Source organism: Aeromonas molluscorum (assembly GCF_051376105.1).
In the GTDB taxonomy this organism is placed as follows: Bacteria; Pseudomonadota; Gammaproteobacteria; order Enterobacterales; family Aeromonadaceae; genus Aeromonas; species Aeromonas molluscorum.
The window spans coordinates 546,105-570,881 of record NZ_JBPQCY010000001.1 but is presented as its reverse complement, the minus strand read 5'-3'; the positions used below and the strand labels follow the sequence as shown (position 1 = coordinate 570,881).

Sequence of the window (24,777 nt, the reverse complement as noted above, 5' to 3'; positions counted from 1 at the left end):
TATCGAGAGACCTTATGAAAAAACAGTTATTGATGGGAAGCGTACTGCTCATCGCCAGCAGCCAGGTCTGGGCCGATGCGGCCAGTGATCTGAAGCAGAAGCTGGCGGCTGTCAACCTCTTCTCCGCCCAGTTCCAGCAGACTGTCTTTGACAGCAAGGGCAAAGAGCTGCAGAAGGCGAGCGGCGATCTGCTTGTGTCGCGCCCCAATCGTTTCAACTGGCACACCAAGAGTCCGGATGAGAGCCTGATCGTGGCCGATGGCAAGGATGTCTGGATCTATGATCCCTTCGTCGAACAGGTCACCGCCCTCAAGTTGCAGGATGCGGTGGTCAATACTCCCTTCATCCTGATCGCCAGCAGCGATGACAAGTACTGGAAAAACTACGACGTGACCGAGCAGGACGATGTCTTTACCGTCACCAGCCGCAACCAGGACGAGCTGATCGCCTCCTTCCGTATCACTTTCGACAGGCAGGACAACATCAGCCGCTTCGATGTGAAAGAGGCTCAAGGCCAGTGGAGCGAGTTCACCCTGAGCGGTTTCAACCGCAAGCCGGCGCTCAAGGGCAACGAATTCGTGTTCAAGACGCCCAAGGGGGTCGCGCTGGACGATCAACGCTGATGAGCAATCTCTCGTTAGACTTCTCGTCGGACTTTCGTCCGCTGGCCGCACGGATGCGGCCGCAGACCCTTGACCAGTACATAGGGCAGCAACACATTCTGGGGCCGGACAAGCCCCTGCGCAAAGCCATCCTGGCCGGTCACTGCCACTCCATGATCCTGTGGGGGCCCCCTGGCACCGGCAAGACCACTCTCGCCGAGCTGATGGCGCACTACTGTCAGGCCGAGGTCGAGCGGCTCTCCGCGGTCACCTCCGGCATCAAGGAGATCCGCGCCGCCATCGACAAGGCGAAGGAGAACAGCTGGCGCGGGGTGCGCACCATCCTCTTCGTCGATGAGGTGCACCGCTTCAACAAGAGCCAGCAGGATGTGTTCCTGCCCCACATCGAAGATGGCACCATCACCTTCATCGGCGCCACTACCGAAAACCCTTCATTCGAACTCAACAACGCCTTGCTCTCCCGAGCCCGGGTCTATCTGCTCAAGCGGCTGGAAGAGGAAGATATCCTCGCCATGATCGATCAGGCGCTGACCGACTCCCGTGGCCTCAATGACGCCACACTGACCTTTGCGCCCGGGGTGAAGGAGGCGCTGGCCAAGGCGGTGGATGGGGATGGGCGCAAGTCTCTCAACTACCTGGAGCTGCTGGCCGACATGGCCGAGGCCAACGGGGCGGGGGAGCGGCTGATTGACAGTGCCCTGCTCGCCGCCGTGGTGGGTGAGCACGTGGCCCGCTTCGACAAGGGGGGGGATCACTTCTTCGATCTGATCTCGGCGGTGCACAAGTCCATTCGCGGCTCGGCGCCCGATGCGGCCCTCTACTGGTATGCCCGCATGGTGAGTGCCGGTTGCGATCCGCTTTATATTGCCCGTCGTTTGCTGGCCATTGCCTCGGAAGATGTGGGCAATGCCGACCCCCGTGCCATGCAGGTGGCGCTCTCGGCCTGGGATTGCTTCCATCGCATCGGTCCGGCGGAAGGGGAGCGGGCCATCGCCCAGGCCATCGTCTATCTCGCCTGCGCCCCCAAGAGCAATGCGGTCTACACCGCCTGGAAGGCGGCGCTCAACGATGCCAAGAACCTGCCGGACTTCGAGGTGCCGCCGCACCTGCGCAATGCACCGACCAAGTTGATGAGTGATTTGGGCTATGGCGCCGAGTACCGCTACGCCCACGACGAAGCTGGCGCCTACGCGGCTGGCGAAAGCTACTTCCCACCAGAGCTCGCTGGCAAGCACTATTACCAGCCGACGGACAGGGGACTCGAGAAGCAGATAGCCCAGAAACTGGATTACCTGCGTGAGCTGGACAAGCAGAGTCCGCGCAAAAGAGACAACTAGGCTGCGAGTCCGGAGATTGGTATGCCAATCGACCGGATCGGCGAATATCGACTGTCTCATGCCCCCAAACTTGGCAAAAACGACAGCAATAGTCCCTGTTCGGGCAGGGGGGCGGTCTGCTACACTGCCCCTCTGACCCCGTTTGTCTCGGCCTTGCGCCATCTTCTTGATTTCGAAGGCCTGATTTTGCAGGCTCGATCCTGAAGACCCGGGGTGCGCCAACCGATGTTAACTTCTGGATCTGTTCTCTCGCCAGGTTTGATGACCCAGGCGCAGGTCCCATCTGAAAAAAGTAGGTAAACCATGCTGGATCCCAAATATCTGCGCAGCGAAATCGATGAGGCTGCCGCTCGTCTGGCGACACGTGGCTACGTTCTGGACGTAGCGGCGGTCAATGCTCTGGAAGAGAAGCGCAAGGATCTGCAGTCCCGCACTCAGGAGCTGCAGGCCGAGCGTAACGCCCGCTCCAAATCCATCGGTGAGGCTGCTCGCCGTGGGGAAGATGTGGCGCCGCTCAAGGCCATCGTTACCAAGATCAACGACGAGCTTGAAACCAGCAAGGTCGAACTCGAATCGCTGCTGCGTGATATCAAGGACATCGCTGATGGCATGCCGAATCTGCCAAGCGACACCACCCCGGCTGGGCGCGACGAGAACGACAACGTCGAAGTACGCCGCTGGGGCTCTGTCCGTGAATTTGATTTCACGCCGCGGGATCACGTGGAAGTGGGTGAGGGCCTCAAGGGTCTGGACTTCAAGAATGGCGTCAAGCTCTCCGGCTCGCGCTTTGTGGTGATGAAGGGTCAGATTGCCCGCCTGCACCGCGCCCTGGCGCAGTTCATGCTGGACCTGCATACCCAGCAGCACGGCTACACCGAATGCTACGTGCCTTATCTGGTGAACCCGGACAGCTTGTATGGCACCACCCAGTTGCCGAAGTTCTCCGACGATCTCTTCAACACGGGTATCGTCTCCGACGCCGAAGAGGGCAGCAAGGAGCGCAAGCTCTCCTTGATCCCGACCTCGGAAGTGCCGCTCACCAACATGGCCCGTGACGAGATCTTCGACGAGCAGGAACTGCCCATCAAGATGACCGCCCACAGCCCCTGCTTCCGCTCCGAGGCTGGCTCCTACGGTCGTGATACCAAGGGCCTCATCCGCATGCACCAGTTCGACAAGGTCGAGATGGTGCAACTGGTTCACCCGGAGCAATCCTGGAACGCGCTGGAAGAGATGGTGGGGCACGCCGAGAAGGTGCTGCAACTGCTGGAGCTGCCATATCGCGTGATGGCGCTGTGCACCGGCGACATGGGCTTTGCTGCTGCCAAGACCTACGATCTGGAAGTGTGGCTGCCGGCTCAGGACACCTACCGTGAGATCTCCTCCGTCTCCAACTGCACCGACTTCCAGGCGCGCCGCATGCAGGCTCGGGTACGTATCGACGGCAAGCCCCAACTGATCCATACCCTCAATGGCTCAGGTCTGGCCGTGGGCCGCACCCTGGTCGCGGTCATCGAGAACTATCAGCAGGAAGATGGTCGAATCGCCATCCCGGCTGCCCTGCAGTCCTATATGGGTGGTCTGACCCACATCGGCTAACCTGTCCCATTTGAATTCAATAAGCCATGGATTTCCATGGCTTTTTTGTTTCTGACGCTCCCATTCATATTGCATTCAGTTAGCCGAGGGTAAAAGGCTTGCGGTTAATTCATCGAGGATTGACTTCGGCTCGGTGATCAGGATGCGTACTCCGTCCTTGCTCAGGTTCACTAGAAACGCAGGCGTATCGGCTGCACCGACCGACAGCATGTTTCAAATGGATAAGGAGTAATTGATGACGTCGAGGACGACACCATTGGCGCCTGCGCGCCCCGGCCTGTTCAATCGCTTTTTGAACGGAGTCGAGTGGCTCGGTAATTTGCTGCCACACCCCATCACTTTATTTGCCCTCTTCTCCCTCGCCCTGATCCTGGCCTCCGGCATTGCCGCCTGGTTTGGCGTCAGCGTGGTGGATCCGCGTCCGGAAGGGGCGCCCGGTCGCAGTGCGGACGGCATGATCACTGTGGTCAGCCTGCTCAGCGCCGAGGGACTGCAACGCATCGTCTCCAACCTGGTGACCAACTTCACCGGCTTCGCGCCGCTGGGCACTGTGCTGGTGGCGCTGCTCGGGGTGGGCATTGCCGAACACTCAGGCCTGCTCAGCGCCGCCATGCGGGGCATGGTGATGAGCGCCTCCCGCCGCATGGTCACGCTGACCATCGTCTTTGCCGGGATCATGTCCAACACGGCGGCCGAGCTTGGCTACGTGGTGCTGATCCCCCTGGCGGCCATGATCTTCCACTCCCTGGGTCGCCATCCTCTGGCGGGTCTGGCGGCGGCCTTTGCCGGTGTCTCCGGTGGCTACTCTGCCAATCTGCTGCTTGGCACCGTGGATCCCCTGCTCGCAGGCATCACCCAGATAGCGGCCCGCATCATAGATCCCGGCTATGTGGTCGGCCCCGAGGTGAACTGGTACTTCATGTTCGTCAGTACCTTCCTCATCACCGGCCTGGGCGCCTGGGTGACCGAGAAGATAGTCGAACCCAAGCTCGGTAAATATGACCCGAGCGAGGCGAGTGTCTCTCTGGATCAACAGGCAGAGTCCCTGACTGCCCGGGAGAAGCGTGGCCTCTGGTCGGCCCTGGTGGCCGTGCTGGTGGTCAGCGGCCTGCTGGCGCTGACCGTGGTACCAGCGGATGGCATATTGCGCCATCCGGAGACGGGGGCCATTGCGGGCTCTCCCTTCCTGCACGGCATTGTCGCCTTCATCTTCGTCTTCTTCGCCGTACCAGGTTTTGTCTACGGCAAGGTCGTGGGCACCATGACCAGCGACAAGGACGTGATCAAGGCGATGTCCACCAGCATGAGTACCATGGGCATGTACATCGTGCTGGTGTTCTTTGCGGCCCAGTTCGTTGCCTACTTCTCCTGGACCAACTTCGGGACAGTGTTTGCGGTCAAGGGGGCAGGGGCCCTGCAGGCTCTGGGCCTGACCGGTCCTGGTCTCTTCTTTGGTTTCATACTGATGTGCGCCGTCATCAACCTGATGATTGGTTCAGCATCGGCCCAGTGGGCGGTCACGGCGCCCATCTTCGTGCCCATGCTGATGCTGATTGGTTACTCCCCTGAGGTCATCCAGGCGGCATACCGGATCGGGGATTCAGTGACCAACATCATCACCCCCATGATGAGCTACTTCGGCTTGATCCTGGCGGTGGCGGTGCGTTACCAGAAATCCTTAGGGATAGGCACGCTCATTGCGACCATGCTGCCCTATACCCTGGTATTCCTGCTGGGCTGGAGCCTGCTGTTCTATGCCTGGGTGTTTGTGCTGGGGCTGCCGGTCGGCCCGGGCGCCGCCACTTTCTACCCGGCACAGGGCTAAGTCATCAGGGGCGCCAACTGGGCGCCCCTTCATTTTTGGCGGGGAAGGGAAGAAGTTTCCCAAGCAATCCGCAATCGTTTTTGTTAGAATTCGCCGCAATTTTGCAAGACACACGAACGACTCATGGTTTGGATTGATTACACAATTTTGGGCATCGTTGCCCTCTCAGCCCTGATAAGCCTGGTGCGTGGTTTCGTCAAGGAAGCCATGTCCCTCGTTACCTGGTTTGTCGCCTTCTTTATCGCCAGTAACTTCTACCCCGATCTCGCCGTCTTCTTCACCTCCATCACCGATCAGCTGCTGCGCAATGGCTTGGCCATCGCGGCCCTCTTCGTCGCAACCCTGATCCTTGGCGCCATCGTCAACTATGTGGTGGGGGAGCTGGTCAACAAGACGGGGCTATCGGGTACGGATCGGGTACTCGGCATCTGCTTCGGTGCCCTGCGTGGTGCGCTCATCGTCAGCGCCCTGCTGTTTTTTATGGATACCTTCACCAGCCTGCCTCAGGCGGATTGGTGGCAGGGATCCCGGTTGATCCCCGAATTCGGGCTGGTCATCCAGTGGTTCTTTGATTTCATGCAGAACTCATCGAGTTTTCTTAAACAGGTACAGTGACTTCGAGGTAGCAAGGACATGTGTGGTATTGTCGGTATAGTTGGCACCACCCCCGTCAATCAGGCCCTCTACGACGCCTTGACGGTGTTGCAGCACAGGGGCCAGGACGCCGCCGGGATCGTGACCATTGATAGTGGAAACTTCCGGCAACGCAAGGCCAACGGCCTGGTGAAGGACGTGTTTGAAGTGCGTCACATGCAGCGACTGAAAGGGCATATCGGCATTGGACATGTCCGATATCCCACCGCCGGCAGCTCCAGCGCCGCGGAAGCCCAGCCTTTTTACGTCAACTCCCCCTATGGCATGGTGCTGGCCCATAACGGCAACCTCACCAACGCCAAAGATCTGAAAGAGCAGCAGTTCAAGGTCGCTCGCCGCCACATCAACACCACCTCGGACTCCGAAGTGCTGCTGAACGTGCTGGCTCACGAGCTGGATCTGTGCGACAAGATGGCGCTGCGTCCGGAAGATATCTTCCAGGCCGTGCGCAAGACCCATCAGCAGATCCGTGGTGCTTACGCCGTGGTCTCCCTGGTGATAGGCCATGGCCTCATCGGTTTCCGTGATCCCAACGGCATACGCCCGCTGATCCTGGGTCGCCGTATCGATGAGCAGGGCCAGCTCGAATACATGCTCGCCTCCGAGAGCGTGGCACTCGATGCCATCGGGTTCGAGACGGTACGGGATGTGGCGCCGGGCGAGGCCATCTACATCACCGAGCAGGGCCAGCTCTTCTCCGAGCAGTGCAGCGATGCGCCGCAGATAAACCCCTGCATCTTCGAATACGTCTACTTCGCTCGCCCGGACTCGTGCATCGACAAGGTCTCAGTCTATGCTGCGCGCCTCAACATGGGTCGCAAGCTGGGCAAGAAGATCGCCCGTGACTGGGACGATCTGGACGTGGATGTGGTCATTCCCATCCCGGAAACCTCCTGTGATGTGGCGCTGGAAATCGCCCACACCCTGGGGCTGCCTTACCGCCAGGGCTTCGTGAAGAACCGCTACATAGGCCGGACCTTCATCATGCCGGGCCAGACCCAGCGCAAGAAATCGGTGCGCCGCAAACTCAATGCCATCGGCTCCGAGTTCAAGGGCAAGAAGGTGTTGTTGGTGGATGACTCCATCGTCCGCGGCACCACCTCGGAGCAGATCATCCAGATGGCCCGGGAAGCTGGCGCCGCCAAGGTCTACTTCGCCTCGGCCGCCCCCGAGATCCGCTTCCCCAACGTCTATGGCATCGACATGCCAACCGCCAACGAGCTGATCGCCCATGGTCGTGAAGTGGAAGAGGTGTGTGCGCTTATCGGTGCCGACGGGCTGATATTCCAGGATCTGGAAGATCTGGAAGAGGCGGTGCGTGAGCTGAACCCGGAACTGCGTCACTTTGAGACCTCGGTGTTCAACGGTAACTACGTGACTGCGGATGTGGATCAGGCTTATCTGGATCACCTCAACTCCCTGCGCAACGACGACAACAAGGCGGTGCGTGAGTGGCAGGAAGAGACCAACAATCTGGAAATTTTTAACGAAGGCAGTTAAACGTTTTCCAGGTTGTGTGAGACAGCATGCAAGACAACGGAGGCCAATGGCCTCCGTTTTTCATGGGCGTTAGCCGCATTCCGGCTAGCTGGTAAAGACGGGCCCCAGCCCCCAATCCCAGACGAGCACAGTCCCCGCCATCAGGCAGACCAGCAACACCAGGCCGCAGGTCACCATGGAGCTGGCATAGATGAAGCCTTGCTCCTCGGGGATATGCATCAGTATGGGGATGCCGGTGTAGAGCAGGTAGATGGACCAGGCCAGCCCCACCAGGCCCACCAGCATGATGAACCACATCACGGGATAGAGGGCGGCAAAGCCGGTCATGAACAGCGGGGTTGCCGTGTAGGCGGCCAACTCGAGGGTCTGGGACATATTGGGGTTGGCGCCGAAGGTGCGGGCCATCCAGAGTGCCAGTACTGCCAACAGGACGACGGCGACCATGAGCGCCAGATACATAGCGCTCGCCATCCAGACGCCGCTACTCATGGTCAGCATGATGGGATCGCTGCGACCCACTTGCCAGCCAATGTGCACGGCGGAGAAGTAACAGCAGACGGCGGGGATCAGCGCCATCAGCGCGACATGGGTGAGGCTGTGGCCGACGGTTTCCTGGTGGTCGTCTATGTCGTGCCACTCATCTTTCGGGTGGGCGTAAAGCCCCCATATATGGTTCAGGATCATGATATTACCCCTAAATATGGCGAACCTCGGCTGGTTTGCCCTGCCATTAGTTATTGTTAATGATCTCCTGGTCGTCAAGGCGGGGGCTGGACTCGAGTTCCCCGCCAAGATCCGGTAACATGGCGCCCCCATCCCGTATCGAGGTCATTCGATGGACGCCTTGCTCGCGCCAGTTCGCCAATTTCTGCACTGTGACACCCCGGATGAATGGATTGAGGTTGCGCGGGATCCTGCCAATCTGCCCACACTGCTCATCGACCATGCCAACTGCGAGAACAAGGCCGCGCTCACCGCTCACAGTCTGGTGCGTCGTTACTGTCTGCCCAAGGGCAAGCGCCACCTATTGCCCAAGCTCGATTTTTACCGGGAGCTGGATGCCTTGCCTGAGAAGGCGCAGATCCTGGGCAAACGCACCATGGGGGAGGAGGCCAGGACGGTCTTTGACGAGCTGGAGCGCAACGAACTGCTGGTAAAGATGGTGCGTCTCATCCAGGAGGAGTTGCACCATTTCGAACAGGTACTTGAACTGATGGCGGCGCGCGGCATTCATTACGGCGCCGTGAACGCTTCCCGCTACGCGCGCAGCCTGCTGCAACATGTGCGCACCTATGAGCCTGCCGCCATCGTCGACAAGATGATCATCGGCGCTTATATCGAAGCGCGTTCCTGTGAGCGTTTTGCCAAGTTGGCACCCCATCTGGATGAGGAGCTGAGTCGTTTCTATACCTCTTTGCTGCGCTCGGAGGCGCGTCATTACCAGGACTATCTGGCGCTGGCCGAGCAGTACGCCGGTGAGGATATCAGTGAGCGCGTCGCCTTCTTCGGTGCATTGGAGGCCGATCTCATTCTCACTCCCGATGAACAGTTTCGCTTCCACAGTGGCCCCCCTGTCAGATCTGACAGTGGTTGCACCCAGTAGGGACACCTATGCTTGCAAGGGTTCCTTACTACAAGCGACGCAAGATGCATTTTTGAGCGCAATTCCCGGCCACAGTGCCGGGATTTTTTATGGCGTAACGGAAGGGGAAACAAGGCGATGTCGCCAGCCGTGGCTGGCGGTGGCAGGATCAGCGGCGATATTCGTTGTTGTAGTTCTGGATAAGCTTCTTGGTCACTGTGTGCTGAGGGTCGGCAAAGACCTTGAGGGTCTTGCCCCGCTCCACCACCTGGCCATCATGCATCACCAGCACCTCGTCGCTGATGTGGCTGACCACCCCCAGATCGTTGGCGACCAGCACGTAGCTGAGCCCCATGGTCTCCTGCATCTCCAGCAGCAGATTGATAATCTGGGAGCGCACCGAGATATCCAGGGTCGACAGTGCCTCATCGGCCACCACGATTTTGGGATTGAGGATCAGCGCCCGGGCCAGGGCAACCCGCTGTTGCTGGCCCGCCGACAGCATCTGGGGATAGAAGAAGGCGTGATCCGCGAGCATGCCCACCATGCGCAGGGTCTGCATTACCTTGTCTTCGCGTTCCTCTTCACTCATCTCGGTATTGAGGCGCAGCGGTGTCTCCAGGATCTGGCCAACCCGGATCTTGCGATTGAGGGAGGAGTTGGGGTCCTGGAAGATCATCCGCAGCAGCTTGCAGCGGGTCTGATAGTCCCCATGGCGCATCAGCTGCCCCTCGATGTGGATCTCGCCGCTGGAAGGTTCAATCATGCCTGCCAGGATCCGCGCGAGCGTGCTCTTGCCCGAGCCCGCCTCGCCAACAATCGCCAGGGTCTGGCCTACTTCGAGATCGAAGGAGAGCGGTTTGACAGCCTGTACGGCGCGGGAACGAAACAGACCGGTACGGTTCTGATAAGTCTTGCTAAGCGACCTGACCTGTAGCAAAGAGGGGGAAAACGTGGGCTCGTTCAACACAGGTATGACTCCGGGATCAGCATCACGACGGGAACATGGATCCGCGTCCTGGGATGAATGCGTTCAGGCATGGTGGCGCACAACAGGGGGCTGGTCATCATTTCTTGGGCTCCTCCATGTTCAGGGGGAAGTGGCAGCTGAACTGATGGCCCTTGATCTTGCTCATCAACGGGGTCTGTACACACAGCTTCTGGGCGTGGGGGCAACGTGGCCCGAGTCGACAGCCGATAGGCAAGTGCTGCAAGGGGGGGATAACCCCGGGTAAGGTCTCGAGCCTGGACTTGTGGCGTACCAGCTTGTCAAAATCCGGGATCGACTGGAGCAGTGCATGGGTATAGGGGTGATGGGGCGAACCCAGGATCTGCTCTCGAGTGCCCACTTCCACCATCTGGCCGCAATACATGACGTTGATGTTGTCGGTCAGATTGGCGATGGCGGCGATGTCGTTGCTGATGATGAGAATGGTGGTGTTGCCCAGTTTGTTCATCTTGTCGAGCAGACGCAAGATCTGGGACTGGGTGGTGGACTCCATGGCGCTGGTGGGTTCATCCGCCACCAGCAGTCGCGGCTGGTTGGCAATTGCCATGGCGATCATCACCTTCTGGCACATGCCATCCGACAATTCATGGGGATAGGCCCGCATCACCTTGCGGTGATCTTTCACGCCCACTCTGTGCAGCAGGGCGATGGCCTGCTTCTTGCGCCACTGGAAACTTTGCCAGAGCTTGCCCTTGAAGGCGGTCGTGGGAATGGCGGATTCCAGCTGGGTGCCTATCACTTCCGACGGGTCCAGGCAGCTGGTGGGGTCCTGGAAGATCATGGCTATCTCGCGACCCATGATGCGGCGCCGCTCTCTGGGCTCCATGGTCAGCAGATCCATGTCATTGAAGCGCATCCGATCGGCCCGCACCGTCCAGTTATCCTTCTGGATACCGACGATCACCTTGGCCACCAGGCTCTTGCCCGAGCCGGACTCTCCCACCAGACCGCGGATCTCACCCTCGCTCAGGGTCAGGCTCACCTTGTCCACCGCCTTGACCTTGCCCTGTGGGGTGTCGATTTCGATGGTGAGGTTGCGTATATCGAGCAGCGGCATCAGGCATCTCCTCTTGTGAGAGTGTCACGCATGGCAATGCCGAGGTTGCGTACATCATCGGTCACGCCCATCAGTCATTCCCCTCTTTGAGTGCTTCTCTTATCCCTTCACCGACCAGATTGGTGACCAACACGCTGAACAGGATGGCCACCCCTGGCAGCGTGACTGTCCAGGGCGCCAGATAGATGAGATCGCTCGAGTCGGCCAGCATGGTTCCCCACTCCGGTTGTGGGGACTGGGCACCGAGGCCGAGAAAGCCGACTGCCGAGATATCCAGTATGGCTGCCGACAGGGTGCGGGTGGTCTGGGCCACCAGGGTCTCGACGATGTTGGGCAGCACGGCCAGTCGCATGATGCGCCAGGGAGGCGAGCCGTCGAGGCGGCTGGCGATGATGTACTCCTTCTGCATCTCGGTATGCACGGCGTTATAGGTGGCGCGAATGAAGGGCGGGATCAAGGCGAGGGTGATGGCGATCAGGGTATTGCCAAGGCCGGGTCCCAGGATGGCCACCATGATGATGACCATCAGCAGTGAAGGGATGGAGAGCAGGGTATCGAGCAGATGGTGCAGCACGCTCGATTTGAGCCCGCGGCTCATGCCGGCCAGCATACCGATCAGGGTGCCGATCACCATGGCGATCGCCACCACACCCAGGGCATAACCGAAGGTGAGCCGGGCGCCGACCACCAGTCGCGACAGCATGTCGCGGCCCAGATCATCGGTACCGAGGAAATAGTCGATATTGCCGCTGTTGGCCCAGGAGGGAGCCAGCAGCAGGTGCTCGCTGTGCTGTTCATCGATGCCATAAGGGACCAGCAACGGGCCTATCAGGGTGAGCAACAGCAGGGCGACAAAACACCAGAGCCCGGCCATGGCCAGCGGATTGCGACGATAGGCCGCCCAAGTCTGCTCCAGGGGAGAGAGGATGCGCAGCTCGGGGTAGAGATTATCCTTGTCTTGCATACAACTCCTTGCGCCGCGCCGGATAGATGAGCGTGGTCAGCAGGTCGGTACTGACACTGATGAAGATGACGAAACCGGCAACCACCAGGGTGGCGCCGCGGATGGCGGCATAGTCCTGCAGGGCGATGCTGTTGATGAGCCAGCGGCCTATGCCGTGCCACTCGAATACCACTTCGGTGATCATGGCGGAGGTGAGCACGCTGCCGAGCTGCAGACCGAGCAGGGGCAGCACCGGGGGCAGGGCGTTCTTCAGGCCATGGCGCCAGACTATCTGACGGCGGGAGAGGCCGCGGCTGGCAGCAGCCTTGATATAGTTCTGCTTCATCACGTCGATGAGCGAACTGCGCACGTGACGGATCACCTCGGTGGTGGGTACCACGGCCAGGACCAGAGAGGGCAGTATCATGTGGCGCAGGGCGTCGTGCAGCGCGGCTTCCCGCCAGGGCTCCTTGCTCAGCAAAACATCGACCAGAGCCACCCCTGTGATGGCGGGCACGTCATAGAGCAGACTGAGCTGGCCGGAGGCGGGCAGCCAGCCGAGATCCAGGGAGAAGAACATCACCACCAGCAGCGCCAGCCAGAACACGGGCACCGCATAGCCGATGAGGCCGGCGGTCATGATGCTCATATCCAGGCCACGGCCCTGATAGAGGGCCGCCAGGGTGCCCAGGGGAATGCCGATGCACAAGGAGATGGCAAACGCGGCGACGCACAGGCTCAAGGTTGCCGGGAAGTAGTGGCGGATCTCATCGAACACCGGGCGGCCCGAGACGCTGGATATACCCAGATCCCCTTCGAAGATATGGCGCAGGAAGTCGGGGTAGCCACCCCAGAAGCTCGGCTGCTGGCCGAGCAGGCGATAGTCGAGCAGATAGGCGACCACTGTCAGTGCCAGCAGGGTGATGAGCAGCAGACTGATACGACGCAATATATAAAGCAGCATGCTAGCGCCCCTGCGACTGGATTAAGACGTCGCCCCTTCGGGGACGAATGACCACGCCATTGCTGTCAGCAGACAGGCCGAGGGTTGGCCATGGCAGATATGATGTCTGGGTCGGCATGCTTACTCCCTGTGAACCTGATTGAAGGAGGTGCCACCGAAGGGCATCAATTCCAGCCCCAGCACGTCCTTGCGGCTGGCCTGGATACGCAGGGCATGAGCCAGGGGGATCAGGGGCAACTGCTCGTTGAGCATGCGCTGGGCATAATAGTAGTTGCGTAGCCGGAACGAGAGCTTGCCGCTGCCTACCGCATCGTCGAGCAGTTGATCGAAGGCCGGGTTGCACCAGCGACTGTCGTTGTTGCCCTGAGCCACGGCGTTGCAGCTCAGCAACTGACGGAAGAAGTTGTCGGGGTCGGCGTTATCGGCCATCCAGCCCGATAACAGGCTGTCGTAATTTCCTTTGCGCAGGCGGCGCTCTATGACGGGAGCCTCTTGCTGCACGATGCGCAGCCGTATCCCCACCTCAGCCAGATCGTTGCGGATGAGCTGAGCCGTCTTCAAGGCGTCCGGGTTGTAGGGACGAGAGCCCGGCGGCACCAGCACCTGCATCTCGAACCCCTGGGGCAGTCCCGCCTCCTTGAGCAGGGCGCGAGCCCGCTCGAGATCCTGCTTGCGACTCGGCGAACTGGGATCGTAACCCCATGAGCGTGGTGGCAGCAGACTGTTGGCGCTCTGGCCAGTCCCGAAATAGACGGCCTGCAACAGATTGGGCACATTGATGGTACTGGCGATGGCCTGGCGCACCTGCACCTTGTTGAAGGGAGGCCTGCGCGTATTGAGGGCGAGGAAGGCTACGTTCATGCCGGGCTGCACCGCCAGGGTGAGATCATCATGCTGCTGGATCACCGACAGCTGACTGGCGGAGGGGTAGCTCATCACATCGCATTCACCGGTGAGCAGCTTGGCGAGGCGCTTGGAGGATTTGGGGGTGATGTCGTAGACCAGCTGTTCAAGGGGCGCCGGGCCACGCCAGTAGCCGGGATGGCGCTCGAAACGGATGAACTCGTTGTGACGATACTCCTTGAAGCGAAAGGGACCTGTGCCGATGGGGTGGCTGTCGAGCAGGGCAGGGGTGCCGGCGGCCAGCATGGCCTGGCCATATTCGGCCGAGAGCACCACCGCATAGTCACTCGCCAGAGTGGCGAGGAAGGAGGCGTCGGGGCGAGTGAGCTCGAACACCACCTGATAGGGGCCCGTCTTGTGTACACTGCGCAGCAGGTGATCCAGCCCCAGGCTGGCGAAATAGGGGTAGTGACCGCCAGAGACAGGGTGATAGGGGTTCGCGCTGTCAAGCAGGCGCTGCCAGGTGAACACCACATCATCGGCGTTGAGGGGGCGGCTTGGCGAGAACCAGGCGGTGTGATGGAACAAGACATCCTGGCGCAGGTTCAGCGTGTAGATGAGCCCATCCTCGCTCACCTGCCAGTCGCGGGCCAGACTGCCGTGCAGTGCCAGGGTGTAGGGATCAGACTCCAGCAAGCGATCGTAGAGGGGGCGGGCGCTGGCATCCAGGGTTGCCCCCGAGTTGGCCAACTGGGGGTTGAAGGTTTGGGGCGCCCCTTCGCTGCAGTAGATGAGCCCCGTCTTGGAGGCCTCTGTCTGTTTCTGACAGCCGCCGAGTAGGAATAGACTGGCGAGCAGCAGTGGTGTGAGCATTCTCATTATGAAACCATGTCGTTAGCAAGTTGGCGAAGCCGATGGCCCCCATGGTGGCGACCTGTCGCAGGGCGCTCCACCTTTCAGACGGGGTCATTCTCCCCGTCCAGCAGCTGATATTTGCGCAACATACCGCGAAACTGATGGTAACTCAGGGTCAGCAGTTGGGCGGCTTTGCGCTGATTATACTGGGATTGTCGCATCGCTTGCTTGAGTAAATCTATCTCGACGCTCGCTACCTGGGTTTTCAGATCGCAAGGCAGCGTCGGCAGGGTGACTGAAACAGCCTCGTTTGTATCAACATCTTGCTCCCTTGCTCCTCGTTCGGTGTCGATGCCGGGCGCCGTGCGACGGGCGCCGGGACGCCAGGGGGAGTCGAAGGGATTGATCACCAATTCGGCCAGGGCCAGTCTGGGATTGGCCTGGCGATAGATGCTGCGTTCGATCACGTTCTTGAGTTCGCGCACATTACCGGGCCAGTCATAGTCGTGCAACAGCGCCTTCGCCTGCCGGGAGAAACCGGCAAAGAGATCGTAACCCAGCTCCCGGGTCATGCCATGGGCAAAATGTTCCGCCAGCAACATGATGTCGTCGCGCCGCTCCCGCAGGGGAGGCAGCGTGATGACATCAAATGCCAGCCGATCGAGCAGGTCATGGCGAAAGCCGCCACGATCGGCCAGGGCTGGCAGGTCTTCATTGGTGGCGCACACCAGCCGCACATCCACGCTGAGCGCCTTGGCGCCGCCCACCCGTTCGAACTCACCATATTCAATCACCCGCAGCAATTTCTCCTGGACCCGGGCGCTGGTGGTGGCCAGCTCGTCGAGAAAGAGGGTGCCCCCATCGGCGCGTTCGAAACGGCCCTGATGACGCTTGGCGGCGCCAGTGAAGGATCCCGCCTCATGGCCAAACAGCTCGGTTTCCAGCAGACTCTCACTCAAGGTGGCGCAGTTGATGGTGACAAAGCTTTGATCCCAACGCGGCGAGAGATAATGTAGGCGGTGAGCGATCAGCTCCTTGCCGGTGCCGCGCTCGCCGATGATGAGCACTGGTTTGCGCAGTGGCGCCAGGCGTGAGGTCTGTTCGATGATCTCGAGGAAGGCGTTTGATGCCCCCAGCAGGCTTTCCGTGGCCATGATGGTCCCTGTGGTTGATAAAAGCTGGTCAATATTACCAAGAGTTGGTTATTTTTATCACCCACCTGTTCTTCATACGAGTCACGTGGCATAGTGTTTCTATATAAATCATTGAGTTAGAAACAATTAAATTTTTGGCATGGTGGTTGCATTATTCGATTGGTAAACCATGTATGCAATCAAAGGAGTCTCATCATGAGCATTTTTTCCCGGTTAGCCGACATCATCAACTCCAACCTGACGGCCCTGCTGGACAAAGCGGAAGATCCGCAAAAAATGGTGCGCCTGATCATCCAGGAGATGGAGGACGAGTTGGTCAAAGAGCGCTCCAATCTGGCCCGCTTCCTGGCCGATCAGAAAGAGATTGGTCGCCAGGTCAGCCGACATCAGGAGCGGGTCGAGGAGTGGCAGGGCAAGGCCGAGCTGGCACTCTCCAAGGGGCGTGAAGATTTGGCCCGCGCCGCCCTCATCGAGAAGAAAAAGCAGGCAGAGCTTGGCGAAAACCTGGAGCGCGAGCGTCAGGCCGTGGATGCCGGTATCGACAAGCTGGGCGATGAGATCCGCCAGCTCGAGGCCAAGCTCGAAGATGCGCGCGCCCGTCAGAAGGCCATGGTCATTCGTACCGAGGCGGCCAGCAGCCGCTTGAATGTGCAGAGCCAAGTCGCCCGTGGCGGCAGTCAAGGGGTGGTCGACAAGTTCGAGCGCATGGAACGCCGCATTGATGAAATGGAGGCCCGCGCCGATCTGGGGCAGTCCGACAAGACCCTGGCCAGCCAGTTTGCCGAGCTGGAAGTGGATGATCAAATCAGCCGCGAGCTGGATGCCCTGCGCCAGAAGATGGGTCAGGCCAGCGACGGCAAACAGGGAGAGTAATGCATGGAAGACATTCTTGGCATATTCGTGGCGCCCATCATGGTCTTCATGGTGGTGGTGGCCCCCATCTGGCTGGTGCTGCACTACAGGGCCAAGGGGCGGATCGGAGTCGGTTTGGCCGATAACGAACGGGATCAGTTGCAGGGCCTGCTGCAAAAAGCCGACAAGATGCAAGAGCGGGTCGGGGCCCTCGAGTCCATTCTGGACGCCGAGGTACCTGGCTGGAGGAACAAGGTATGAGCTTCGCTATGCCGAATGATGAGTCCTGTATGAGCATGTCCGGGGTCTCGGTATCCAAGCAGGACGCCGAGGTACCTGGCTGGAGGAACAAGGTATGAGTGAATCCTTTGGACAAGAGAGCCGCCGCAATCTCTATCGCGATCCCCAGAAGGGGCGGATCGCCGGTATCTGTGCCGGTCTCGCCGATTACTTCGGGGTCGAGACCTGGATAGTGCGGCTGCTGGCCATCAGCGGCCTCATCTTCGCAGGTTTTATCACCTTCACCGCCTATATCGCGGCCTGGTTTCTGCTCGACAAGAAGCCGGTGCTGTTGACGCCCGACTCGCCCATCCCTGCGACGAGCCGGATGAAGGCCCATAGCTGGCAGGCGGGCATGACGCCGCTGCAGGCCCTGGACAAGGTGAGCCGCGAGTTGGCCGCCCTGGAGCCCAGGGTGCAGCAGATCGAGAAACTGGTGACCTCCAAGGAGTTCACCCTGCAGCGAGAATTCAACAAACTTTGATACGCACTCTGGAGAGAAAGCTCTCGGCCTTGCAGCACAAGGCCGAGGACGCGGTGAATCGGGTCAGTGACCGGCACCTGCGTCTGGCGGTGACCGGCTTGTCGCGCAGCGGCAAGACCGCCTTCATCACCGCCCTGGTCCATCAGCTCGAGCATGCCGCCATCGATGGCCGCCTGCCCCTCTGGGATGCCGCCCGGCAGGGGCGTCTGCTGGGGGCGCGCCGCGTGCCCCAGCAGAATCTGCATATCCCGACCTTTGCCTATGAGCGGGGGCTGGGCAGCCTCTTTGCCGAGCCCCCCGCCTGGCCGGAGGCGACCCGTGGCGTGGCCGAGGTACGCCTCGAGTTGCGTTATCGCACCCGCCACCCTCTGCGTCGCCACTTGGGGGAGGTATCGACCCTCTATCTGGACTTGGTGGATTACCCGGGGGAGTGGTTGCTGGACTTGCCGCTGCTTGAGCAGAGCTACGAGCAGTGGAGCGAGCAGGTGCGCGAGCAGCTCAAACGCCCCGCCTTGCACGCCCTGGCCACCCCCTGGCAGCTGACCGAGCAGGGCGAGCCCTGGCAGCCGGATCGGGCTTTTGATGAAGGAGAGGTCGCCCGCCTCGCCGAGCGTTACACCGCTTACCTGCATGCCTGCAAGCGTGAGCTTGGCTTGCACCTGATCCAGCCTGGCCGCTTCGTGCTGCCGGGCGAATATCAGGGCGCTCCCATGCTGCAATTTGTGCCCTGGGTTTGGGGTCCCCCCACGGGAACACTGGGGGATGATAGCTTGTATCTCACCCTCAAACGCCGATTCGAGCAGTACAAGCAGCATCTGGTGCAGGGGTTTTATGAGCAGCATTTTGCCGGCTTCGATCGCCAGATCGTGCTGGTGGACTGCCTGCAACCCCTCAACGCCGGGGCCGAGAGTTTTGACGACATGCAGCAATCCATCGCCCGCATCATGGAGAGCTTTGCCTATGGCAAGAGCAGCTGGTGGCGCCGACTCTTTGCCCCGCGCATCGACAAGCTGCTGTTTGTGGCGAGCAAGGCCGATCACGTCACCCCGGAGCAACATGGCCCCCTGGTCTCCTTGCTGCAACATCTGGTGCAGCGTGGCCGTGGCCAGGCCCGTTTCGAGGGCATAGCGACCGAGTGTCTGGCGCTGGCCTCCATCAAGGCGACCGAAGCGGGCAAGGGAATGGCGGGGGGGCGCGAGTTTCCTGCCATCAAGGGTACCGGCCTCACCGGTGAGCCGCTGCTCATTTTCCCGGGAGAAGTGCCGGCCCAGATCCCATCTGCCGCCTGGTGGCAGGGTCAGCAGTTCGAGTTCCAGGCTTTTCGCCCCTTGCCCATGAGCCCCCATCAGGCCATGCCCCACATCCGTCTCGATGCCGCCCTGGAGTTCTTGCTGGGCGACAAGCTGACATAGCCGTCATCGGCGTTGATCAGGCGCAGCCTGATACCGAATCAAACACCTCGCCGTCTTTTCCGAGCGACAAGCTGCAAAACGAACTCATGGGGCTCAGCACCGCGCCGCTGCCATGTTGAACCGATGATCAATTACATAGCGTCGGCCCTGATCTCGATATCTGGGGCCGGAGAGAGGAGAACTGCATGAATGAGCTAAAGCAGGAGCCCAGGTTGCAGGGCAGAGTCGTGCTGGAAGAGCCAATCTCGCCCCCGGAACCTGCCCCCCTGGCCAGAGCCCGGGTGCTGGAGTATGAGAGTTTCGAGCGACAGGAGGCCCTGGACGAACTGACCGAGGTCGAACCCGCCTTGACGGTGCCCCCCCGTCGCCGTCATCGGCTGTTGGCCTGGGGGCTGGGGGCGGTCGGTCTGCTCTCCCTGGGGCAGTTTGTCGGCTTTCTCTATGAGAGCTTCCTCGCCTCGCCATTCTGGGGCGGAGCCTGGCTGCTCGCCTCCGGCCTGGTGCTGGTCGGCACCGCGACCGTGGTCGGGCGCGAGTGGCTGCGGCTGCGCAAACTCAAGCGGCGCCAGGATGTACGCTCCAAAGCCGAGGATCTGCTGGCTCATCAGGGGGTGGGGCAGGGGCAGGATTTTTGCGAGGCCCTGGCGGCGCGCAGTGGCGACAAGGGGCGGGAGGGCTATCAGCGTTGGCTCGCCCAGCTCGATGAGAGCCACAGCGATCGCGAGGTGCTGACCCTGTATAGCCAGCTGGTGCTGACCGAGCGCGACAAGCTGGCCCAGGCACGGGTGGCCAAGTGGTCGGGGGAGGCGGCGGTGCTGGTGGCACTCAGCCCCTTGGCCACGGTCGACATGATGCTGATGCTGTGGCGCAACTTGCGCATGATTGAAGACATTGCCGATGTCTATGCCATCGAACTCGGTTACTGGAGTCGCATTCGCCTTATTCGTCAGGTGTTTCGCAACATGCTCTATGCCGGCGCGACTGAGCTGGTGACCGAGGTGGGCCTGGATCTGCTGGGGGCTGAATTGACCGCCAAGCTCTCGGCCCGCGCGGCGCAAGGGGTGGGGGCGGGTCTGCTGACGGCAAGGCTCGGGCTGCGCACCATGGAAGCCTGCCGCCCGCTGCCCTGGTGCGCGGATGAAAAACCCAGGCTCTCCGAGATGCGCAAGGGGTTGGTGCGCAAGATAGCGGGGTATCTCAACAAACCCTGATAGCCCCGATCACCCTCTGTACCTTGCTGATATGACCCATGCCCCTGTCGCGCTTGATGAGCCACAGGGGCATGGTTTTAATCGGCAGCCCATGTACCGGCATCATGGAGCCCCTTTGGTGAGGCGCCCGTTTACGGTTAAGCTGGCATCAAATCGTGATAATCGGCAAGGATGCCCGATGAACTTTACCTTTCGCCAGATCCGTTATTTTGTGGCCGTGGCCGACAGCTTTTCTGTGAGTCGCGCCGCCGCCGAATTGCACATCTCCCAGTCGGCGGTCACCAGCGCCATTCGCGAGCTGGAGACCGAGCTGGGCGCTCCCCTGTTCGAACGCAACCCGCGTGGCGTCACCCTCACCACCCAGGGCCATCAGTTTTTGCTCCATGCCCGCCGGATCCTCGGCGCCATGACCGAGGCGAGCCACTCCCTCAAGGCGGTGGCCCAGCGGGATCAGGGGCGGCTCACCATCGGCGTGACCACCTTGGTGGCGGGTTACTACCTCTCTGAGGCGCTTGGCCGCTTTCGCCGCGCCTTTCCGGCGGTACAGATCGAGGTGAAGGAGGATGAACAGCCTTTTCTGGAGCACCAGATCGTCAACGGCGAGGTGGATGTGGGGATCCTGATGACCAACCGCACCATCCGGCAAGAGGCGTTCGATACCGAGCTGCTGACCCGCTCGCCGCTGCGACTCTGGCTCGCCGCCAATCACCCCCTCTGCGCCGAATCGACCCTCTCGCTGACGGCGCTGGGGGAGGAGCCGATGATCTCGCTGACCGCCGATCAGCTCGATCAGATCATCGGTGGCGGCCTGCGCCGCTACGGAATCTCCCCCCGTATCGTGCTGCGCACCGCGTCGGTGGAGGCGGTGCGCAGTCTGGTGGCGAGCCAGCTCGGGGTCGCCCTGTTGCCCGATTTTGCCTATCGCCCCTGGTCGCTGGAGCAGGAGCGGGTCGAGGCGCGCACCATCAAGGAGCCCATTCACTCCATCGACATCGGGCTGGTGTGGCGTCGTGGTTCACGGTTGGACTGGACGGCGCGGGAATTTATCGACATCGCGCGGGATCAGAGCCGGTTACGGGCCCGTCAGGCACTCCATCGCTAGCCATCTCTTGAGGGGGGGTTACTAAAATTCAGATTCATATGAATTCGATATCGATTTCGCTGATACCTGAGCCACCAAAAATTGAAATACTCATCGTACTGCCACTCCCCTAAGCTCATCACTGGTTAACAGGATGTTAACGCCACTGCGGCGTTCTCTTCAGCTGATGCCGGCTGAAGCAAGTCAACACGATGCAAGGAGTGCATGATGAAATTGACCCCTCTTACCCTGGCCCTGCTGCCGGCCTTGCTGGCAAGCCCGCTTCAGGCCGCCCCGACCGAACTCGGCAAAGGAGAAGGACAGCTCAATATCGTGGCCTGGGCTGGCTATATCGAGCGTGGCGAGACCGACAAGAGCTACGACTGGGTGACCGGCTTCGAGCAGGAGACCGGCTGCAAGGTCAGCGTCAAGACGGCCGCCACCTCGGACGAGATGGTGGCCCTGATGAACGAGGGGGGCTTCGATCTGGTGACCGCCTCCGGCGACGCCAGCCTGCGCCTGATTGCCGGTGGCAAGGTGCAAGCGTTGAATCTGGCGCTCATCCCGAGTTACAGCAAGATTGATCCTCGCCTGCAGAATGCACCCTGGCACACTGTGGAGGGCAAGCACTACGGCGTGCCCTACCAGTGGGGCGGCAACATCCTGATGTACAACACCAAGGTGTTCCCCAAGGCGCCGGACTCCTGGAACGTGGTGTTCGAGGAGCAGACCTTGGCCGACGGCAAGTCCAACAAGGGGCGGGTGCAGGCGTTCGACGGCCCCATCCACATCGCCGATGCGGCCCTCTATCTGATGACCCATCAACCTGCGCTCGGCATCAAGGATCCTTACGAGCTGAACGAGGAGCAGTACAAGGCTTCTCTCGATCTGTTGCGCAAGCAGCGCCAGCTGGTGGGACGCTACTGGCATGACGCTTTTGTTCAGATCGATGACTTCAAGAACGAAGGGGTGGTCGCGTCCGGCTCCTGGCCGTTCCAGGCCAACACCTTGATCGCCGACAAACAGCCCATCGCCACCACTGTACCCAAGGAAGGCGTAACCGGTTGGGCCGATACCAGCATGGTGCACAGCGATGCCAAGAACCTCACCTGTGCCTACAAGTGGCTGGAGCACTCCCTGAACAACAAGCTGCAGGGGGATCTCGCCTCCTGGTTTGGCTCGGTGCCGGTGGTGCCTGCCGCCTGTGATGGCAATGCCCTGCTTGGCCCGCAAGGGTGCAAAACCAACGGCATCGACAACTTCGACAGGGTTCACTTCTGGCGTACCCCTGTGTCCCAGTGCAAGAGCCAGGGAACCTGTGTGCCCTATTACCGCTGGGTCTCTGACTATATCGCCATTCTGGGTGGTCGCTGAGGTTGGTTGAGCCCGGGGATCCGCGCGTCCTCTGCACGACCGCTCGGTCTGCGACGACACTGCAATCCTCTGGATGGCCGCTCAGGCCGCGAAGATAACATCTGGCGGGCCGGACAGGAGTCCGGCCAATCCCTGCACAGACAAGGACGCTCCATGAACGCCGTACAATTTGACCGGGTCAGCCGCCACTATGGCGAGGTGAAGGCGGTCGACGACATCTCTTTCCAGATCCCTTCCGGGGAATTCTTCACCCTGCTGGGCCCGAGCGGTTCCGGCAAGACCACCTGCCTGCGGATGATCGCGGGCTTCGAGTACCCGAGCGAGGGGGAGATCCGTCTGTTTGGCGAGCCCTGCTCCCGAGTGCCGCCCTATGATCGCAACCTCAATACCGTGTTCCAGGATTATGCCCTCTTCCCCAACATGGATGTGCGCGACAACATCGGCTACGGCCTGATGATCAGGGGGGTGGCCAAGGCGGAGCGTTATCGCAAGGTGGACGAGATGCTGGAGCTGGTGCGCCTGCCCGGCGTCGGCAACCGCAAGCCCGGCCAGCTCTCCGGTGGCCAGCGCCAGCGTATCGCCATCGCCCGGGCGCTTATCAACCAGCCGCGCATCCTGCTGCTGGATGAGCCGCTGGGCGCGCTCGATCTCAAGCTGCGCGAGCAGATGCAGCTTGAGCTCAAGGCGTTGCAGCGCCAGCTTGGCATCACCTTCATCTTCGTTACCCACGATCAGCAGGAGGCGCTCTCCATGAGCGATCGGATCTGCATCTTCAGTCAGGGCAAGATCGAGCAGATCGCCGCGCCGGATACCATCTACGATGCTCCGGCGACGCCGTTTGTGGCCCGCTTTGTCGGCACCGTCAATCTGTTCGAGGGAGAGCAGGCCAGACGGTTGTGCGGTGACGAGCGCCAGATGATGGTGCGCCCGGAGCGGATCCGGCTCAGTGAGGCAGGCTGTCCCGGTTGGTCGGGGGAGATCCGCGAAGTGGAGTATCTGGGCCCCTTCGTCCGTTATCGGGTCGATTTGGGGGAGCAGCTCGAGATCATCGTCAACCACCCCAATGAGGGGCAGGTCCGTCTGACCCGTGGCAGCCAGGTCAGCCTCAGCTGGCCGGAGCAGGCCATTCATCGCCTGACCGCCGCTGATCAGGGAATGCAGCCATGAGTATCCCTCACAGTGCGAGTCTAGCCATGAACCATCAGCCCGAATCTGCACGTTTCAGGCCGCTGCGGCGCCTATCTACTCTGCTCTATGGTCGACCCGGCCTGTTGCTGGCGATCCTGCTGGGGCCGCCCCTGCTCTGGCTCGGCATCATCTATGTGGGATCCCTGCTGATGCTGCTCTCCAACGCCTTCTTCGGGCTGGACGAGTTCAGCGGTCAGGTGCGCCACGAGCTGGGGCTGCAGAATTTCGTCGCCCTGCTGCGGCCGGAGAACCTGGACGTCATTGGTCGCACCGTCGGCATGGCGCTGCTGGTGACCCTGGCCTGCGCCCTGCTCGGCTTCCCCATCGCCTACTACATGGCGCGCTACACCAGTGGCAAGACCCGTGCCCTGTTCTACGTGGGGATCATGCTGCCGCTCTGGTCCAGCTATCTGGTGCGTGTCTATGCCTGGAAGCTGATTTTGGCCAAGGAGGGGGTGATAAGCTGGCTTGCCGACAGCATGGGGCTGGATTGGTTGCTGGACGGCATTCTCTCGCTGCCGGTAATAGGTGGCCCTTCGCTGTCGTTCTCGCGGCTCGGCACCTTTATCGTGTTCGTCTACGTCTGGCTGCCCTTCATGATCCTGCCCATTCAGGCTGCGGTGGAGCGGATCCCGCGCTCCCTGCTGGAGGCGAGCAGCGATCTGGGGGCGACGCCAGCCCAGACCTTCCGCAACCTGATCCTGCCGCTGGCGCTGCCCGGTGTGGTGGCGGGTTCCATCTTCACCTTCTCGTTGACGCTCGGTGATTACATCATCCCCGGCATCATAGGCAACTCGACCATGTATATCGGTCAGGTGGTCTACATGCAGCAGGGCACGGCGGGCAACCTGCCCTTCGCCGCCGCCTTCTCGCTGGTGCCCATCCTCATCATCGCCGTCTACCTCACCATCGCCAAACGGCTGGGGGCATTCGATGCGCTCTAATACCTCA

At 60.8% G+C, this 24,777-nt stretch carries 23 protein-coding genes; 16 read left to right on the top strand and 7 right to left on the bottom strand.

Features of this window, described 5'->3' with window-relative positions; translation table 11 throughout:
- Window positions 1–14: 14 nt before the first annotated feature.
- The 6 genes from lolA to purF all read left to right on the top strand — a co-directional run bounded on the left by lolA (window position 15) and on the right by purF (window position 7,538).
- A complete protein-coding gene (gene lolA / locus ACSMDR_RS02710) occupies window positions 15–623 on the top strand; it encodes an outer membrane lipoprotein periplasmic chaperone LolA (protein WP_436466939.1) in 609 nt (202 codons plus the stop codon).
- Window positions 623–1,960: a replication-associated recombination protein A gene (locus ACSMDR_RS02705; protein WP_436466938.1), complete on the top strand. Its 1,338-nt coding sequence runs from the start codon at window positions 623–625 to the stop codon at window positions 1,958–1,960. Before lolA ends, ACSMDR_RS02705 begins: the two co-directional genes overlap by 1 nt.
- Before the next feature lie 303 nt (window positions 1,961–2,263).
- A complete protein-coding gene (serS, locus tag ACSMDR_RS02700; RefSeq protein WP_436466937.1) occupies window positions 2,264–3,559 on the top strand; it encodes a serine--tRNA ligase in 1,296 nt (431 codons plus the stop codon).
- A 235-nt stretch (window positions 3,560–3,794) separates the two neighbouring features.
- Entirely contained in the window at window positions 3,795–5,384 is a 1,590-nt protein-coding gene (locus ACSMDR_RS02695) for an AbgT family transporter (RefSeq protein WP_436466936.1), read from the top strand.
- 123 nt (window positions 5,385–5,507) lie between these two features.
- On the top strand, window positions 5,508–5,999 hold the full coding sequence (locus ACSMDR_RS02690) for a CvpA family protein (protein WP_224432737.1): 492 nt from the start codon (window positions 5,508–5,510) through the stop codon (window positions 5,997–5,999).
- An 18-nt stretch (window positions 6,000–6,017) separates the two neighbouring features.
- Window positions 6,018–7,538 carry an amidophosphoribosyltransferase gene (gene purF / locus ACSMDR_RS02685; RefSeq protein WP_042042894.1) on the top strand — a complete coding sequence of 507 codons (1,521 nt, stop codon included), beginning with the start codon at window positions 6,018–6,020 and terminating at the stop codon, window positions 7,536–7,538.
- Between the two features lie 84 nt (window positions 7,539–7,622).
- On the opposite strand, the gene ACSMDR_RS02680 is transcribed toward purF, so the two are convergent.
- Window positions 7,623–8,222, bottom strand: a complete 600-nt coding sequence (locus tag ACSMDR_RS02680) for a Yip1 family protein (protein WP_436466935.1) — start codon at window positions 8,220–8,222, stop codon at window positions 7,623–7,625.
- A 151-nt stretch (window positions 8,223–8,373) separates the two neighbouring features.
- Between ACSMDR_RS02680 and miaE the strand changes: the two genes are divergently transcribed.
- Window positions 8,374–9,141, top strand: a complete 768-nt coding sequence (gene miaE, locus ACSMDR_RS02675; protein ID WP_436466934.1) for a tRNA isopentenyl-2-thiomethyl-A-37 hydroxylase MiaE — start codon at window positions 8,374–8,376, stop codon at window positions 9,139–9,141.
- A 148-nt stretch (window positions 9,142–9,289) separates the two neighbouring features.
- On the opposite strand, the gene ACSMDR_RS02670 is transcribed toward miaE, so the two are convergent.
- The 6 genes from ACSMDR_RS02670 to pspF all read right to left on the bottom strand — a co-directional run bounded on the left by ACSMDR_RS02670 (window position 9,290) and on the right by pspF (window position 15,945).
- Window positions 9,290–10,090, bottom strand: coding sequence for a peptide ABC transporter ATP-binding protein (locus tag ACSMDR_RS02670; protein WP_005905299.1), 801 nt, complete (start codon window positions 10,088–10,090; stop codon window positions 9,290–9,292).
- Window positions 10,091–10,187: 97 nt separating this feature from the next.
- Complete coding sequence (locus tag ACSMDR_RS02665; protein WP_436466933.1) at window positions 10,188–11,186, bottom strand: peptide ABC transporter ATP-binding protein; 999 nt, start codon at window positions 11,184–11,186, stop codon at window positions 10,188–10,190.
- Between the two features lie 70 nt (window positions 11,187–11,256).
- Window positions 11,257–12,150, bottom strand: a complete 894-nt coding sequence (locus ACSMDR_RS02660; protein ID WP_005911941.1) for an ABC transporter permease subunit — start codon at window positions 12,148–12,150, stop codon at window positions 11,257–11,259.
- Window positions 12,134–13,093, bottom strand: coding sequence for an ABC transporter permease (locus ACSMDR_RS02655; protein ID WP_005911944.1), 960 nt, complete (start codon window positions 13,091–13,093; stop codon window positions 12,134–12,136). The genes ACSMDR_RS02660 and ACSMDR_RS02655 overlap by 17 nt, the downstream gene beginning before the upstream one ends.
- A gap of 120 nt (window positions 13,094–13,213) precedes the next feature.
- Window positions 13,214–14,809 (bottom strand): ABC transporter substrate-binding protein SapA, encoded by a 1,596-nt coding sequence (sapA, locus tag ACSMDR_RS02650; RefSeq protein ID WP_436468180.1) that lies wholly within the window; start codon window positions 14,807–14,809, stop codon window positions 13,214–13,216.
- A gap of 83 nt (window positions 14,810–14,892) precedes the next feature.
- Window positions 14,893–15,945 (bottom strand): phage shock protein operon transcriptional activator, encoded by a 1,053-nt coding sequence (gene pspF / locus ACSMDR_RS02645; protein ID WP_436466932.1) that lies wholly within the window; start codon window positions 15,943–15,945, stop codon window positions 14,893–14,895.
- 195 nt (window positions 15,946–16,140) lie between these two features.
- On the opposite strand from pspF, the gene pspA reads away from it, so the two are divergent.
- The 9 genes from pspA (at window position 16,141) to ACSMDR_RS02600 (ending at window position 24,770) form a co-directional block, all read left to right on the top strand.
- Window positions 16,141–16,818: a phage shock protein PspA gene (gene pspA / locus ACSMDR_RS02640; RefSeq protein ID WP_005907557.1), complete on the top strand. Its 678-nt coding sequence runs from the start codon at window positions 16,141–16,143 to the stop codon at window positions 16,816–16,818.
- A 3-nt stretch (window positions 16,819–16,821) separates the two neighbouring features.
- Window positions 16,822–17,058 carry an envelope stress response membrane protein PspB gene (pspB, locus tag ACSMDR_RS02635; protein WP_005907556.1) on the top strand — a complete coding sequence of 79 codons (237 nt, stop codon included), beginning with the start codon at window positions 16,822–16,824 and terminating at the stop codon, window positions 17,056–17,058.
- Between the two features lie 94 nt (window positions 17,059–17,152).
- Window positions 17,153–17,560 (top strand): envelope stress response membrane protein PspC, encoded by a 408-nt coding sequence (gene pspC / locus ACSMDR_RS02630; protein ID WP_005907555.1) that lies wholly within the window; start codon window positions 17,153–17,155, stop codon window positions 17,558–17,560.
- Entirely contained in the window at window positions 17,557–18,972 is a 1,416-nt protein-coding gene (locus ACSMDR_RS02625) for a YcjX family GTP-binding protein (protein ID WP_436466931.1), read from the top strand. Before pspC ends, ACSMDR_RS02625 begins: the two co-directional genes overlap by 4 nt.
- A 185-nt stretch (window positions 18,973–19,157) precedes the next feature.
- Entirely contained in the window at window positions 19,158–20,183 is a 1,026-nt protein-coding gene (locus ACSMDR_RS02620) for a YcjF family protein (RefSeq protein WP_436466930.1), read from the top strand.
- Window positions 20,184–20,361: 178 nt separating this feature from the next.
- Entirely contained in the window at window positions 20,362–21,285 is a 924-nt protein-coding gene (locus ACSMDR_RS02615) for a LysR family transcriptional regulator (RefSeq protein WP_436466929.1), read from the top strand.
- Window positions 21,286–21,492: 207 nt separating this feature from the next.
- The gene (locus ACSMDR_RS02610; RefSeq protein ID WP_436466928.1) at window positions 21,493–22,638 is read left to right on the top strand and encodes an ABC transporter substrate-binding protein; all 1,146 of its coding nucleotides are present in this window, start codon (window positions 21,493–21,495) and stop codon (window positions 22,636–22,638) included.
- Between the two features lie 153 nt (window positions 22,639–22,791).
- Window positions 22,792–23,805 (top strand): ABC transporter ATP-binding protein, encoded by a 1,014-nt coding sequence (locus ACSMDR_RS02605; protein WP_436466927.1) that lies wholly within the window; start codon window positions 22,792–22,794, stop codon window positions 23,803–23,805.
- Entirely contained in the window at window positions 23,802–24,770 is a 969-nt protein-coding gene (locus tag ACSMDR_RS02600) for an ABC transporter permease (protein WP_436466926.1), read from the top strand. Before ACSMDR_RS02605 ends, ACSMDR_RS02600 begins: the two co-directional genes overlap by 4 nt.
- Window positions 24,771–24,777: the final 7 nt, after the last annotated feature.